The sequence below is a fragment of the Phyllobacterium sp. NPDC097923 genome (genome assembly GCF_044760925.1).
Classification (GTDB): domain Bacteria; phylum Pseudomonadota; class Alphaproteobacteria; order Rhizobiales; family Rhizobiaceae; genus Phyllobacterium; species Phyllobacterium calauticae.
Genome location: NZ_JBIWBL010000003.1, coordinates 452,001 through 466,311 on the forward strand (window position 1 = coordinate 452,001; position 14,311 = coordinate 466,311).

Genomic DNA, 14,311 nt, shown 5'->3' on the forward strand with positions numbered 1-14,311 from the left:
ATCGGGATATTGATGATGCCCGCGCTGCGCCGCCGCGATTTTCTGTTCGGCTCAAGCCTTCTGCTCGCATCGCCGCTGCTCGCGCGTGCTGCCAGGGCTGCGCCGCCGCGCATCATTTCGCTGGACTACGGTTTGGCGCAGACGCTGATCGAATTCGGCACGCCGCCCGTTGGCCTGATCGACACACAGGGCTGGTATGACTGGGTCATGGAGCCGCCCCTGCCGCCGGGCATTGCCAATGTCGGTTCGAACTATGAGATCAATATGGAAATGCTGCAGCTGCTGCAGCCCGATTTGATCATTTCTACACCCTATCTCGAATGGATCAGGCCGCAGCTCGAGACAATCGCGCCGGTCAAATCCTTTCCCATCCATGCACTCGGATCCTCGCCATATCCACACATCGTTGCTGCAACGCTGGAGCTGGGGCAGATCGTCGGGCAACCGCAGCAAGCGCAAGCCCTGATTGACCGCACCGAGCGGGAGCTGCTGGCGGCAAAGGCGGCAACCCGGCGTCTCGCCGAGCAGAAACTGGCCATCATGACGTTTTTGGACGCCCGCAACATTCGGGTGTATGGCCCTGGCGGTATCTTTCAGGACGTTTTCGACCGGCTCGACCTGCACAATGCCTGGACAAGACGAACCAATGAATGGGGTTTCAGCGATGCCGGGCTTGCCGATCTCATTGCCATTGGCGACAGCCGCATTTTCTACATGGATCCGGTTCCGCCGGATGTTCTGGCCGGCTTGGCGGGAAGTCCTCTATGGCAGGCCATGCCCTTTGTTCAAAGGGGCCATGCCGAGCGCATGGCCAGTGTGCTGATGTTCGGCGCCTTGCCGTCGGTCTCCCGCTTCGCCCGTCTTCTGGCGGAGGTAAAAGTCTAGATGTTGCGTACATCGTCATCCCAACGTCTGATCTGGACCGGTGCCCTGTGGCTGGTTGCGCTCGGCGTTGCTGCTTTCAATCTGTGGCCGATGATCGGCAAGCTCGGTCTTGATGCCGTTTTCCTGCCTCCGCAGGCAAGCGACGGTGAGGCGGTTCTCCTGCACTACAGCCTGTTGCCGCGCCTTGCCATGTCCGTCGTCTGCGGCTTTGCCCTCGGGCTGTCCGGCACACTATTCCAGCATGTGCTGCGCAATCCGCTGGCATCGCCCTCGACGCTGGGCATCGAGGCCGGGGCGCAACTGGCGCTTGGCGTGGCGATCCTGTGGTTTCCGGCCTTGCTTGGCTGGAGCCGGGACCTCACCACTGCCATTGGCGGGTTCGCGGCCATGGCCATCGTCTTTGCTGTGGCGTGGCGTTTCCAGTTCCAACCTGTCACCGTCATCCTGACGGGTCTCGTCATGGGGCTTTACTGCACCGCAATCACGACCATTCTGGTGCTGATGAACAACCATTATCTCGCCGGTCTGTTCGTCTGGGGCGGCGGTTCGCTCAATCAGAATGACTGGCGCGATGTGAGCGCACTCCTGCCAAAAATCGCTTTCTTCACGTTTCTGGCGTTTCTTCTCGCCCGGCAACTGAATGTACTGACCCTTGGCGAGGCGGCGCAGGGGCTCGGCATGAAGCTTCAAACCACGCGTGCCTTGACCCTCGTGGTTGCCGTCGCATTGACGACATTCACCGTGAGCGTGGTCGGCATCATCGGCTTCCTCGGCCTTGCCTCGCCGGCCATTGCCCGGGCGATTGGCGCGCGGCGTATCAAGGACCGGCTGATCGTCGCGCCCCTTGTCGGTGCGGGGCTGCTTGTCCTGATCGACCAGCTCCTGCAGATGCAGGCGGCCGTGACCGGCATCCTGCTGCCGACCGGCGCCGTGACGGCGTTGATCGGGGTGCCGGCATTGCTGATCGTCATGTTGCGCCGCAAGGCCGTGGGGCAGCCGACAGCCGCTGCATCGCCGGTGCGCAGGAGCCGGAATCCGGCGCTGATCCTGACCGCGCTTGCCGGTCTGCTCCTGCTTGCCTGCATTGCCGCCATCTTTGTCGGCCGCGGCATCGACACGGCCTGGGCCATCCATACCGGCGCCACACTGGACGCCCTGCTGCCGTGGCGGCTGCCCCGGCTGATTGCGGCGCTGTCTGCCGGAACCATGCTGGCGCTTGCCGGCAGCCTGCTGCAACGGCTGACCGGCAATTCCATGGCCAGCCCCGAGGTGCTCGGCGTCAGCGCGGGTACGGCCTTTGGGCTGCTGTGCGTGCTGTTTGTCGTGGCGCAGCCAGATTATATCGGCAGGCTGCTGGGCGGTTTTCTCGGCGCATCCGCCGTGCTTGTGGCGCTGTTTGCCATGAGCTGGCGCAAGGCGCAGTCGGGCAACCAGTTCCTCATTATCGGCGTCTCGCTGAGTGCGTTCCTGACGGCGCTGATTTCAGTCATCCTGGCATCGGGCGATCCGCGCGCCATGTCGCTGATCAGCTGGATGACGGGATCGACCTACAGTGTCACCGGTGCCGCGGCGGTCATCTCGCTGATCTGCGCTGTAGCGGCAATGGCGGTGGTGCCGGTGTTCCTGCGGCCCTTGCAGCATTTTGCGCTGGGCGAAATGTCAGCCCATTCCCACGGCGTCAATGTCAGGATATTCCGCATCCTTATCCTCGGTTTTGCCGCCCTGTTGACGGCCATCGCTACTCTCGTCGTCGGGCCGTTGAGCTTTGTCGGTCTGATGGCGCCGCACCTTGCCCAGCGCATCGGACTGACACGCGGATTTCCGCATCTTCTCGGTACGGCTCTGTTTGGCGCGTTGTTGATGGCGGTCGCGGATTTCATCGGCCGCACGGCCTATTTCCCGTGGCAATTGCCGACGGGATTGATCGCCACGCTTCTGGGCGGTCCGGTGTTTGCGCTGCTGCTTCTGCGCCCGCACAAGGCGGCTAAGCGACTTTGAGCGATTGCTCGCAGTAGCGGTGGGCATCCTTGATCATGAAGTTCACCAGGGTGCGCGAGACGCCCAGTTCTTCCGCAATATCCTTCTGCGGAACACCTTCGATGCGGTGGCGGATGAACGCGTCGTGGGTGCGCTTGGGCAGGTCGTTCAGTGAGGTCATGACCCGGTTGAGCGCCTCTGTCATCACGATACAATCGAGCGCGTTGACGCACGGCGCCGGCACGGAATCGACACCGTCCATCGGCATGAGATTCTTCTTCTCGTATTGCCGCTTGCGCGCCTCATCGAGCGCAAGATTATAGACCATGCGGCAGGCATAACCGACCGGGCAATGAATGCAATTTGTCTGCATGGTGCAAGCTTTGACGATGGCGTCATGAAATATATCTTCCGCTTGAGCATGGGAGTGCAATACACTTTCGGCAATAGATATCAGTTTATTTTTATATTTAACCAGTGCATCAATAAGAACATTTTCATCATGAAGACTCTTTTCTTTAGGCATGATCTTTATTCTTTTTTGCATAGGATTGTATTGCCGCTCATGGCAACATGAGATACGGCCAGAAATATTTCAAATTTTGAAATATCCAGCTTTGCAACTATCGCGAGTGCAGCTATACAAGAACTTGAGAAAAAGAGTCAAGTTAAAGAAAATACGATTTGTAGAGGCGCCGTGAAAGCGCCGGCAACCGGGGATTCGAGGGCGGTTCCGCCCGAAGCGATCAAAAAGAATCTACCGGATATGTCGTTCGGTGCGGTCGACCCGGCTGCGTCGGCCTGCTAAGCCAAGCCTGTAGTGAATTGACAGTGGATACCCGATCACCATGAGCCGTCTTGACAGCTTCATCCGCCGCGTGACGGCCCAGCGCGATGTTCTCAACCATATCAGCGACACGGTCAGGGAATTGCCGGGGCCGGTGCTGGAGCTGGGTCTCGGCAATGGCCGCACCTACGATCATTTGCGCGAGCGGTTTCCGGATCGTCGGATCATTGCGTTTGATCGGGCATCCCATGCCTACAAGGCTTCCACGCCCGATCCGGAAAACATGGTTATCGGGGAAATCAGGGAAACCGCACAAAGCTTTACGGGCATCGATGCGGCGCTGGTGCATGCGGACATCGGCACGGGCTATCCGGACCAGGATGCCATTACCCAGACATGGCTGCCGCAGCTGGCCGCTGGACTGCTTGCCCGCCATGGTATCGTCGCCAGCGGCCTGGCGCTGGATCATCCCGCGCTTGAACTGCTTCCCTTGCCTGCCAGCGTCAAGCCGGGACGTTACTTCCTTTATCGCCGCCGCTGATCCCGCGCGCCAAAGGGCGTATGCCGCGCGCACTTTACCCGAAACGAATGCTGCTTTCCTGCGGAACAATGTAGACCCGAAGCGGAAGCGCCCGCCCGCGAATGGCAACATCCCTGACCTCAAGCCCTGCGGTATCGGAAGCGGCGAGGGTGACGACCGGTTCTGAAACCACGAGGGTCACGTCGAATTCCTTCGCAACGGCTTCCAGCCGGCTGGCGACATTGACAGTGTCGCCAATCGCGGTCAGGCTCTTCACCGCCCCGTACCCCATCGCGCCGACAATGGCCGGACCGGTGTGAATGCCGATGGCAACGCGCAGGGGCATGCTCAGCTCACCCGCTAGCTCATTGTTCAGCCGTTCGATTTCCTTGACGATGATTGCAGCCGCCTTCAACGCGTTCTTGCAACCGTCGGCGGTAGAACCCGTCAGGCCAAACAGCGCCATTGCCCCATCGCCGATGAATTTGTCGAGCCGTCCCCCCGAACGCTCGACGGCCTGGCCGACGATGGCGAAGTACCGGTTGAGCAGGAAAACGATATCATAGGGCAGCCGGGCTTCCGTCAGCATGGTGAAGCTGCGGATATCGCAAAACAGGATGGCGATTTCACGCTCCCGTCCGGGGCTCGCCTGCTGGCTGCCTGCCGGTACGATGCTTTCAAGGCTGGGCACGAGAAGCGGTGCAACACTGATATTGGCGGTGGGATGCAACTGGCATGCGAGACGCACGCCATAGTCCGCCCCGATGCGTGTGAGGGTGGTTTGCTCGATCGGTTCAGGCGGAGGCAGCGTCTCGGCGCCCTCCAGAACCTGGACACGGCAGGTTGAACACCGGCCTTTGCCGCCGCAGACCGCGTAATGCGGTATGCCGCCGAGGCGGCTGGCTTCAAGGACGCTGAACCCGAGGGGAACGCGCACGCTTTCGCCATCGGCATAGCGGATTTCAATCTGGGTCGCGCGCTCGCGCCAGCGGCGGCGGATTCGCAACGCGACAACCAGCGCCAGCCCGCCGCCAAAGGCGCCATACAATCCGGTCTTGATCAGAAACTCGTCTTGCTTGACCTCGGCGCGTTCGGCCGGGGAGGCGTAGCGCGTGGCATTGAAGTTCTTGTGACCCTGATAGCCCGACGAAGGGAACGCGCCGTAGCCCGAGGCGGGCGACATGTTGGCGATGGTCCGGCCGGTATTGGCAAAACCAAGCAGGGCGAGCACCGGCAACAGGATGGCGACCGTCAACAGCACCGGTGCAGCGCTTTGATACCATTGCCGGTAGCGCAGCCAGAAATGGATGCCGATGCAGCCGTGGCACCAGATGACGATCAGGGCGAGGGTCTGCTTGACGCCGTTGAAGGGCGAGGTGATCCAGAAACCGCGTATGATCGCTTCGTAGCTGTCGTAGTAGTTGGATATCTCATGGCGGATGCGCGTGCCGACCACGTGGTCGATGATGAGCAGTGGGATCACCAGCCCCAGAATGATCTGCAGCGCTTCACCCACCGGCATGTAGAACGTGCGTCGCAGGTAGAGTGACCGCATCGCGAGCATGACATGCGTGACCGCAGCGCCGTAGAAAAGGGTGGTGCCGACGGGATTGCGCCAAATGGCGAGAAACCATCGGCGCCCTTCCTCGGCGGCGGCAAGCGAGATGAGGTTGAGCGCATGATTGGTCAGATGCAAAGTCAGGAATGTAAGCATGATCAAGCCCGATACCAGCCGCGCCCTGCGCAGGGACCGCTCGGAAAGCATGGGTGCTATCGTTGTTATCGTCATGAATACCGCATCAATTCCCGCATCTTGTCAGCCATATGGTTTCCCCAGTCCTCCGTCGCCGTGCAAAGCTTATGCGAGCCCATCTGATTTGGCGAGCGGGAGGCGAGCGATCAAGCGCAATGATGGCTTTTTGACAAACAATCATGGCGGCACAGATCAAAAGATTGTTAGTGTCAGACGTCAGGAACCGGCTATAGATTTGCCGGAATCGGCAAGCGTTCGCCGAAATGGTTGAAACGATTGTGAAATACTGGATTGCGTGCGCATGCAGGTTGCCTTTTACGCGCCCTTGAAATCACCCAATCACGCGACGCCGTCGGGCGATCGTGAGATGGCTCGGCTGCTCATGTCGGCGCTGCGCAAAGCCGGACACCAGGTCGAAGTCGTGTCGGAGCTGCGCAGCTTCAGCACATCGCCGGCAATCGAAGAGCGCGAACCCATCGCCGCGGCGGCGCGCGCCGAAGTTGAGCGCCTCGCGGGCCTCTGGCAGACTGGACGGAAACCTGATCTCTGGTTCTGTTATCACCCCTATTACAAGGCGCCGGACCTGATCGGTCCCGTCATGGCAGCGGCGATGGATATTCCCTACATCACCGCGGAAGCATCCTATTCGCCGCGCCGCAATGCGCTTGGCTGGGCCGGGACACAAATTCTCGTGGCCGAAGCGGTGCGCGCGGCAGCAGTCAACCTGTGTTTTACGCAGCGCGACATGGATGGGCTGGCAAGCAATATTCCCGGCGCGCGCCTTGCCCGGTTGCAACCGTTTATCGATACCGCGCCTTTTCGTGAAAGCAGCGTCGGGCATGATCCGCATCGGCTGGTCACCGTGGCGATGATGCGGCGGGGTGACAAGTTTCGCAGCTATGAAATGCTGGCCAAGGCTCTGTCACGGATTGCCGAACGGCCCTGGACTCTGACGATTGCCGGCGACGGTCCGGCCCGCAACGATGTGCAGGCGCTGTTTGCCGCATTCGGTGATCGCATTCAGTGGCTCGGACAGCGGAACGCCGGTGACATTGCCGCGTTGTTGCGTCAGGGTGGTACCTATGTCTGGCCCGGTTGCGGCGAAGCCTACGGCATCGCCTATCTTGAGGCACAGGCAGCGGGTTTGCCGGTTGTTGCGCAGGCAACAGCTGGCGTTCCCGAAGTGGTCGAGGATGGTGTGACCGGTTTCCTGACGCGGGACGATGATGTGCCGGCTTACGCCGCCGCCATCGCCAGCCTTTTGGATGACAATGATCTGCGGCAGTCCATGGGTGCGCGGGCGCGGCGGTTTGTTCTGGAGGAGCGATCGCTGGAGAATGCGGTACGACAACTGGATGCTGCGCTGACACAATTCATGGGACGGAGCCGATGACGGAAGACCCAATCTGGCAGCCTCTGCAGGCGGAACTCGCGCGCTGGATCCATGCCAGCCGCAGTGCAAAATTCTGGTTGCGCGATGACGATGCAGTCGAGCCGACCGCCGCGCTGGACCGCCTCATCGGGCTGGCCAACGATTTTGACGCGCCGGTGACGCTTGCGGTGATACCAGCCCATACCGGCGAGGCGCTGGCGGAGCGCCTTGCGGCGGAGCGCCGGATCTGCGTGGCGGTTCACGGCTGGTCGCATGAAAACCATGCGCCGAAGGACCGAAAGAAGCAGGAGCTCGGCCCTGACCGGCCTCAGGAGTTGGTGCTGCGGCAATTGCGCGAAGGATGCGTGCTGCTCGCCAGGCTGCATTCTGATCGGTTTGTGCCCGTTCTCGTGCCGCCCTGGAACCGGATCGATGCGGCACTCCTGCCCTATCTCAAAGCTTGCGGGTTCAAGGCGCTCTCGGTGTTTGGCCCGGCCAAGCCGGTGGAAACGTCGGTGCCGCAGATCAACACCCATGTCGATCTGATGGACTGGCACGGCAAGCGCGGCTGCCGCGACCACGCGGAACTGGTCGGCGCCATCGTGGAACAGCTGCGGCTGCGGTTTGACGGAAGCGGTGAGCCAATCGGGATTCTGACCCATCATCTTGTTCACGACGAGTCGGCATGGGTCTTCCTGACCAAGCTCTTTCAGGTCGTTGCACGAACACCGGGCGGGCGCTGGCTCTCTATTGCCGATCTGATGAAGAGCCAGAAGCCGGGGGGTTAGAGATCGATGACCTGGCCATCGCGGGCGGCAAATGTCCCGCTGAAGCGCTCTCTGGCCAATGTCTCGAATGCGTCGATCTCGTCATCGGTGCGCGAGGGGGCGTGATGGAAGAGCGCCAGTTTGCCGATCTTGCCGGCCGCCGCCAGCTTGACACCGTGCTGCCATGTGGAATGGCCATAGCCGAAGCGCCGCGGCATCTCGTCTTCCGTGTAGGTACAGTCGTAGACGACGAGATCGGCGCCATCGATCAGGCGCAGCACGGCCGGGTCAAGGATACCGGCTTCGTGTTCCGTGTCGTAAATGAGCGCGAGCACCTTGCCCGCCCATTCGATGCGGTAGCCGATACAGCCGCCGGGATGGTTCAGGCTGTCGGTCCGGATGGTGACGCCCTCGCGTGGGGTCAGCACATCGCCGGAGCGGAAATCACGAAAGCCGAGACTTGCCTTGCAAATATCCGGCTCGACGGGGAACCAGGGCGGCCGCATGAACTGGCGTACCATTTCCCGGGTGGTCATGATCCCCGCCAGGTGGCCGGACCAGAGCCGTACATTCATCATCGGATTGTAGAGGGGGGCAAAATACGGCAGACCGATAATGTGATCATAATGGCTGTGGGTGAAAATGATATCGATCTGGTCCACGCCTTCCACCGACAGGGCATCACCTGCCTGACGCAGGCCGGAGCCCCCGTCAAAGATCATTCTATGTTCACCGCAACGCACTTCGATACATGACGTGTTTCCGCCATAGCGTTCAAATTCGGGGCCGGAAACTGGTACGCTGCCACGCGTTCCCCAGAATTTCACCCGAAATATATCTTCACTCATACGTTTCTCACACCCAATTCCCCGTTTTTTTGGTCATCGTAACCAAACTGCAGACGTTATGCGAGGCTTGGATTTTGTTTTATTGGCTAAGTGCGCAATAAAAGTCTGCCATTCAGCATATGTAGGCGATAGCGATTTGTTTTTTAAGCTTTATGACAATCGCTGATACAAATGTATAAAATCATCGGAACCTCTGATTCATGTCCTCATCCGCATTTCCGCCTGTCGCCATCATCGCAGATGCCCATTTTCATGATCTTTACGGCGATTATGATTTTGCCGGGGTAGAGGCCGGCGGCCGGCGCATGACAGCGCGGCGCCTGACGGATACGGTGCGCTCCACCCGGGTTTTCAACGAAAGCTATTTTGCCCTGCGCACGGCTCTGGACGAGGTCGTGCAACGGGGAATCAAGCAGGTCGTGCTGCTCGGGGACTATTCCGATGACGGGCAGGTTGCGACGCTGAGCGCGCTGCGGCAATTGCTGGACGGCTACACCGAGGCGCATGGGCTGGTCTTTACCGCTACCCCGGGAAACCACGACATATTCGGCCCCGAAGGGCGGCATCATGCCAAGCGCCTGCTCAATCCCGACGGCACGTACACCATCGTCGCCAGTGACAGCGCATTCATTGACGAGGATGCGGACGGGATGGTCGTAACGGACAAGATGTTCTGCGCAGGCTATCCCGAGGGATTGCGGGCTCTGCCGGATCTCGGGTTCTTTCGTCGCGCGGGCGATCTGCACTGGGAAACGCCCTTCGGGCCGGACGATGCGCCGGAACAGCGGCTCTATCCGGTGCGTTCAGCCGACGGCACCAACGAATACCACCTGATGGATGCATCCTATCTTGTCGAGCCGGTGGCGGGCCTCTGGCTGTTGATGATCGACGCCAATGTTTTCGAACCGCGTGACGGCGATTTCGAGCGCGGCAGTTCCGGCGCATTCATCGACAGCACCAATGCCGGCTGGAATGGCATGCTGCGGCACAAGCGGTTTGTCATCGAATGGATCAAGGACGTCACGAGGCGGGCGGAGCTGGAAGGTAAGAAGCTGCTTACATTCTCGCATTATCCGATGCTGGATATCCTCGATGGCACGCATGACGATGAAAGGCAGGTCATCGGCAACACGGGCTCGGTCAAGCGGATGCCGTTGCCGGGCGTTGCCGCCGCGATGATGGATGCAGGCGTCCGGATTCACTTTAGCGGTCACCTGCATGTCAATGATACCGCGAGGGTTGCGCAAGATGCGTCCTGGCTGATCAATATCGGTGTGCCGTCACTGGTGGCATTTCCGCCCGCGTTCAAGGTCGTCACCTTCGAGACGCAAACCCTCAATGTTGAAACCGTCGGGATTGACCGACAGTCGATCGATCCGCGCCTGAACGCCCTGTACCGGACCGAAATCGATCTGACCGGCAAGAAGATCGGAAAGATGCTCGATGCCGCGGATTATGGGGCCTTCATCTGCGAACACGTCGATCAGCTGGTCGTGCACCGGTACCTGCGGCGCGAGTGGCCCAAGGACCTGGCGCGGGTTCTGCCGCTGCTCACCCTCGGTGACCTGCTCACACTCAGCCTGTTGGACCAGCCGGTGGATATGGATGCGACCATCATCCTTGTCCATGCCGAGCGCGGGCGTGCCGAGACCAAAGCCAGGCTGGATGCCTTGCTGGCGGGCAGGGAGGTTGCCCTCGAGTCTTTCGACGGGATCACCGTGCAGGAATTTCTGGGCGACTGGTACCGCCTCAGAATGGGCAGCGAAATGGCGCTCGATCGCATACCCGCGGGAAGACTGGCCATCTATCACATCCTGATCGATGTTTTTGCCGTGTCCGATGCATTGGAAATGGGCGGCGCGCAGGAGCAGTTTGCCCGGATTGTGCGTATGATGGGCTGCTATCTCAAAGGATTGCCGTCGCGCCATTTCAGGATCGATCTTGCCACCGGCAGTATCGAAAAAGTCTGATAGTTTGAAAAATGCCGGTCAGTGCTTGCTGCGCTCTTCCGACAGCTCCGCTGTGGTATGGCTCAGCCGGCTGGCCAGAACCCGCATGATTTCGATGGTCATTTCGGGATAGTCGCTCAGCAGCTTGAGAAAATGCTCCTTGCTGATGCGCAGGGCTTCAAGCGGGGTTGAGGCCGTAACCGTGGCCGTGCGCAGGACATCGCAAAGGATCGCAATCTCGCCGACGATGGAATCGTGCTCGACTTCGGCAACCTTGATCTGTCCGTTGGGCGTATCGACGCTGACCTCGGCCGTACCCGACAGAATAACGTAGGCGGCATCGCCCATGTCGCCTTGCCGGAACAAAGCCTGATCGGCGCGATAGCTGACGCGATCTGACGTAAAGGCCAGAAGCTTGAGCTTCGCTGGCGCCACACCAGAAAACAGCGGAATCCGCCGCAACATTTCGACTTCGTCTTTCAGAAGCATGAACGTCCAATACCCCCAAGTGCCACTCTACCCGGACATAGAGTATTACGATACCAGCTCTTTGAATATACCGTTTTTCTCCAAAAGAGTCGCGTGTGTTCCATCTTCAACCAAAGCCCCGCGATCGAATACAAGGACGCGATCGAACAGGTTTGCCAGTGAAGAATTAGCCAGCACCCAGATAATCGCGGGTGCGTGACCTTCCTCATGCAGATCCTGCATGATATTGCGCGTGATTTGATCCTGGACACGCTGGTCGAGTGCAGGCAGCGGGCGATTGAAAATCACATAGTCGGACCGCTTGAGCAGAGCCCTGGCGACATTCAGCTTCTGCCTTTGCACATTGGTGATGCGTTTGCCGCCTGATCCGACGTCGAAATCAAGGCCGATGGACAAGACGCTGTCGTAAAGCCCGAGTTCGTCAAAGAGATTGCGCAGGATGACGCGAATTCGATCCGGTCCATCGGCCTGCGCGTATCCGATCCTTCCGAACAGAACATTGTCCATCAGGTTAGCCGAAGTAATGAACTTCTTGGGATCGTAGCGTTCAATGACGGCCTTGAGATCATCCGGCAAATTCTTGTGGAAGCGAAGCCGTGCCTCGACAATTTTTGCCATGAGTTCGTCGGTCAACAGACCGAAGCGGTGCCGCGGCTCGATGTAAGCAAAACTCAGGCGGATGATATTCGATCGTTCATCGGGCGAGGCAGCGTCAAAATCGCGTCCCTGCAGCTTCTGCAGCAGCAATTGATAGGCCGGGATATCGTCCGCCGTCATAAAGGTCAGCTGCTGGAAGAACGGATGGTCCGGCGGCAGGTCCTCGAACAGTTCGATGGCGTTGGCCGCAATTTCCAGACCCATCTTGTACAGATCGACATTGAGGCCGCTCTCGCGCAGGATCGAGCGGAAATAGGGATGGGCGGCAAGTCGAAGATTGGTCATCATCGGCCGCTTCACCGTGCCGAAGAGGAGATTTTCACCTATGGTTGCCTGCGGATTATAGACCTTCGGTTCAAACGGAACGACCAGCCCGTCAAGGTTCTCGTCCTGGAGGGTTTTGCGCAGGGCCTGCCGCAGTTCGACGATGCGGCTTGTCAGGTCGGAATGGGTTGCTGTGTCCACCTGCGAGCGAAGCGCCAGATCGACAATGTCCTGCGAGATCATGACCGCTTCGAGCACCGGCCGCACGACCCTGAAAAGATCCTGGGGTCCGGTGACGCCGGCAGATTGGTAGTCGACCCAATCACTGTTGAGATCAAGGTCCGGGTTGCCGGCAAGCCGCGCTTCGTTGATGTTCCATTTGTATTTGGCGGCCTTGGTCCCGTCATATTCGACCTTGGTCAAGGGCGCATGCTTGAGGCCGTAGAGAAGGTTGTCGCGCAGCGTCCCGTGGAAGAAATAGGCATCGGAGGCGGCATAGGCGATGCGCCGCCCGGTGATCGATTCCGGCAGCTCGAGAATATCGGTGCCGTCAATGGTGATGCGGCCGGAGTCAGGCCAGATCAGGCGGCCGAAGGCTTCCGCCATCGCCTCGCCGCCGCCGCCGCTTGCACCGACGATGGCCACCGTCTCGCCCAGCTTGATCTCGAGCGAGACGTGCTCGACAAGGCGCGCGCCGCTATCGTCGGAGAGGGTCAGGTTCACCGCATTCAGCGAATGTTCCAGTTTTCCCACCGGTTCGCGCACAACCGCCTGGATATGCGGATCGACCAGCATATCGACATTGAACTGCTCGACGACCTGCGCATATTTCACCTGTACATCTTGGCGCGACTGATCCCAGTCGATCAGTTCCTTCAGCGGTCCGGGCAAATCCTTATAGGCATTGATGACCGCAACCAGCTGGCCGATATCCAGCCGTCCCTGCAGGGCGAGAACGCCGCCAATGGAATAGAACAGGAAGGGCGTGATCTGTGCGAGGAAGTTGTTGATGAACTTGACCAGGAATTTCCACTGGTAAAGATCGTAACGGATGGAGAAGATCAGCCCCAGACGCGCCGCAATATCCGCGCGTTCATAATTGGACGTGTCGTTGCCGTGAATGGTGCCGATACCATCGACGATCTCACCGACGCGGCCCGAAAGTTCGCGTGCCGTCAACTGACGCTGCCGCCCAAGCTCCAGCAATCGTTTGCGCATGCGCGGAATGACGACGCCCTGCACCGCAACAATCCCGGCGGCAATCATGCCAAGCCAGAAATTCTGCAGAATGATGAAGACAAGCGCCGTGATGGCCTGTCCGCCGAGGAGGGCTGGCTGAACGAACGCATCGCCGGTGAAACCGCCCATCGGTTCCACCTCATCCTTGATCATCGTTGCAATTTCGGCCGATTTTACCCTCTTGAACTGGCTCGGGGGAAACCGCAGAACGCGATCGATCAATTCAAAGCGGATACGGCGCAACATGCGCTCGCCCAGCCGGCCCTTATAGGTGTTGATGTAGAGCTTGAAGAGGCCGTTGATCACCACAAGCAGCAGAAACACAAGGCTCAGCGCCATCAGCATTTCGAAGCGCGTCAGCTGGAGCCCTTTGAAGAACATCACCTTGCCGAAATAAGGCAGCGTATACTGGATGCGCATGAAGGTCTGCGTTGCGCCTTCGACTTCGAATCCGGTGCCCTGTATGGGGCCGTTGACAATCTGTTTCGGCAAATCGAACGACAGGAAATACGGGATCATCGAGGCCGCAACGACCATCAATATCCATATTTGCTGGAACCGTGTGTTCGACCAGATATAGCGCGTTAAACTTTTTTCCATGGGTAACCGTAAGCTGTCAAATAAGCTGAATTCTGAACAATTCGAATAGGTTGTATTCCGGTGAGAGCCTCCTTTTGAAACCGTTCGGTGCAATGACGTGGAGGGCAAAAATGGATGGTAGTGTCTATATCTTCCGGGATTGGCAGGAATCCCCCGAACCTTTCAACTGTTCAGTTTACAACACAGGGTAGCCGAACGCTATAT

At 59.2% G+C, this 14,311-nt stretch carries 11 protein-coding genes; 6 read left to right on the forward strand and 5 right to left on the reverse strand.

The annotated features are described in order from the left end of the window. Positions 1-15: 15 nt before the first annotated feature. Together ACIQWS_RS17865 and fhuB are read left to right on the forward strand one after the other, a co-directional pair. On the forward strand, positions 16-885 hold the full coding sequence (locus tag ACIQWS_RS17865) for an ABC transporter substrate-binding protein (protein ID WP_403182234.1): 870 nt from the start codon (positions 16-18) through the stop codon (positions 883-885). After that, a complete protein-coding gene (gene fhuB, locus ACIQWS_RS17870) occupies positions 886-2,883 on the forward strand; it encodes a Fe(3+)-hydroxamate ABC transporter permease FhuB (RefSeq protein ID WP_403182236.1) in 1,998 nt (665 codons plus the stop codon). On the opposite strand, the gene ACIQWS_RS17875 is transcribed toward fhuB, so the two are convergent. Beyond that, the gene (locus ACIQWS_RS17875; RefSeq protein ID WP_288192195.1) at positions 2,870-3,388 is read right to left on the reverse strand and encodes a sigma-70 family RNA polymerase sigma factor; all 519 of its coding nucleotides are present in this window, start codon (positions 3,386-3,388) and stop codon (positions 2,870-2,872) included. The two genes, fhuB and ACIQWS_RS17875, sit on opposite strands and share 14 nt — an antisense overlap. Before the next feature lie 322 nt (positions 3,389-3,710). On the opposite strand from ACIQWS_RS17875, the gene ACIQWS_RS17880 reads away from it, so the two are divergent. Continuing rightward, the gene (locus ACIQWS_RS17880; RefSeq protein ID WP_346307285.1) at positions 3,711-4,190 is read left to right on the forward strand and encodes a class I SAM-dependent methyltransferase; all 480 of its coding nucleotides are present in this window, start codon (positions 3,711-3,713) and stop codon (positions 4,188-4,190) included. Positions 4,191-4,224: 34 nt separating this feature from the next. Here ACIQWS_RS17880 and ACIQWS_RS17885 read toward each other — a convergent pair whose 3' ends face one another. Then, positions 4,225-5,958 carry an adenylate/guanylate cyclase domain-containing protein gene (locus ACIQWS_RS17885; protein WP_403182240.1) on the reverse strand — a complete coding sequence of 578 codons (1,734 nt, stop codon included), beginning with the start codon at positions 5,956-5,958 and terminating at the stop codon, positions 4,225-4,227. A 265-nt stretch (positions 5,959-6,223) separates the two neighbouring features. Between ACIQWS_RS17885 and ACIQWS_RS17890 the strand changes: the two genes are divergently transcribed. Further along, positions 6,224-7,315, forward strand: coding sequence for a glycosyltransferase family 4 protein (locus tag ACIQWS_RS17890; protein ID WP_403182243.1), 1,092 nt, complete (start codon positions 6,224-6,226; stop codon positions 7,313-7,315). Beyond that, a complete protein-coding gene (locus tag ACIQWS_RS17895) occupies positions 7,312-8,082 on the forward strand; it encodes a polysaccharide deacetylase family protein (RefSeq protein ID WP_403182246.1) in 771 nt (256 codons plus the stop codon). Before ACIQWS_RS17890 ends, ACIQWS_RS17895 begins: the two co-directional genes overlap by 4 nt. Here ACIQWS_RS17895 and ACIQWS_RS17900 read toward each other — a convergent pair. Next, the gene (locus ACIQWS_RS17900; protein ID WP_346307289.1) at positions 8,079-8,909 is read right to left on the reverse strand and encodes an MBL fold metallo-hydrolase; all 831 of its coding nucleotides are present in this window, start codon (positions 8,907-8,909) and stop codon (positions 8,079-8,081) included. The two genes, ACIQWS_RS17895 and ACIQWS_RS17900, sit on opposite strands and share 4 nt — an antisense overlap. A gap of 200 nt (positions 8,910-9,109) precedes the next feature. Between ACIQWS_RS17900 and ACIQWS_RS17905 the strand changes: the two genes are divergently transcribed. Next, positions 9,110-10,879 (forward strand): metallophosphoesterase, encoded by a 1,770-nt coding sequence (locus ACIQWS_RS17905; RefSeq protein ID WP_403182249.1) that lies wholly within the window; start codon positions 9,110-9,112, stop codon positions 10,877-10,879. A gap of 18 nt (positions 10,880-10,897) precedes the next feature. On the opposite strand, the gene ACIQWS_RS17910 is transcribed toward ACIQWS_RS17905, so the two are convergent. Further along, a complete protein-coding gene (locus tag ACIQWS_RS17910) occupies positions 10,898-11,347 on the reverse strand; it encodes a cyclic nucleotide-binding domain-containing protein (protein WP_105733445.1) in 450 nt (149 codons plus the stop codon). 45 nt (positions 11,348-11,392) lie between these two features. Next, positions 11,393-14,107: an ABC transporter transmembrane domain-containing protein gene (locus tag ACIQWS_RS17915; protein ID WP_403182253.1), complete on the reverse strand. Its 2,715-nt coding sequence runs from the start codon at positions 14,105-14,107 to the stop codon at positions 11,393-11,395. Positions 14,108-14,311: the final 204 nt, after the last annotated feature.

What these genes read in the sequence shown, in the direction of transcription:
- ACIQWS_RS17865 (WP_403182234.1), top strand. Translation starts at nt 16, where the DNA reads ATGCCCGCGCTGCGCCGCCGCGATTTTCTGTTCGGCTCAAGCCTTCTG.
- fhuB (WP_403182236.1), top strand. Translation starts at nt 886, where the DNA reads ATGTTGCGTACATCGTCATCCCAACGTCTGATCTGGACCGGTGCCCTG.
- ACIQWS_RS17875 (WP_288192195.1), bottom strand. Translation starts at nt 3,388, where the DNA reads ATGCCTAAAGAAAAGAGTCTTCATGATGAAAATGTTCTTATTGATGCA.
- ACIQWS_RS17880 (WP_346307285.1), top strand. Translation starts at nt 3,711, where the DNA reads ATGAGCCGTCTTGACAGCTTCATCCGCCGCGTGACGGCCCAGCGCGAT.
- ACIQWS_RS17885 (WP_403182240.1), bottom strand. Translation starts at nt 5,958, where the DNA reads ATGACGATAACAACGATAGCACCCATGCTTTCCGAGCGGTCCCTGCGC.
- ACIQWS_RS17890 (WP_403182243.1), top strand. Translation starts at nt 6,224, where the DNA reads ATGCAGGTTGCCTTTTACGCGCCCTTGAAATCACCCAATCACGCGACG.
- ACIQWS_RS17895 (WP_403182246.1), top strand. Translation starts at nt 7,312, where the DNA reads ATGACGGAAGACCCAATCTGGCAGCCTCTGCAGGCGGAACTCGCGCGC.
- ACIQWS_RS17900 (WP_346307289.1), bottom strand. Translation starts at nt 8,909, where the DNA reads ATGAGTGAAGATATATTTCGGGTGAAATTCTGGGGAACGCGTGGCAGC.
- ACIQWS_RS17905 (WP_403182249.1), top strand. Translation starts at nt 9,110, where the DNA reads ATGTCCTCATCCGCATTTCCGCCTGTCGCCATCATCGCAGATGCCCAT.
- ACIQWS_RS17910 (WP_105733445.1), bottom strand. Translation starts at nt 11,347, where the DNA reads ATGCTTCTGAAAGACGAAGTCGAAATGTTGCGGCGGATTCCGCTGTTT.
- ACIQWS_RS17915 (WP_403182253.1), bottom strand. Translation starts at nt 14,107, where the DNA reads ATGGAAAAAAGTTTAACGCGCTATATCTGGTCGAACACACGGTTCCAG.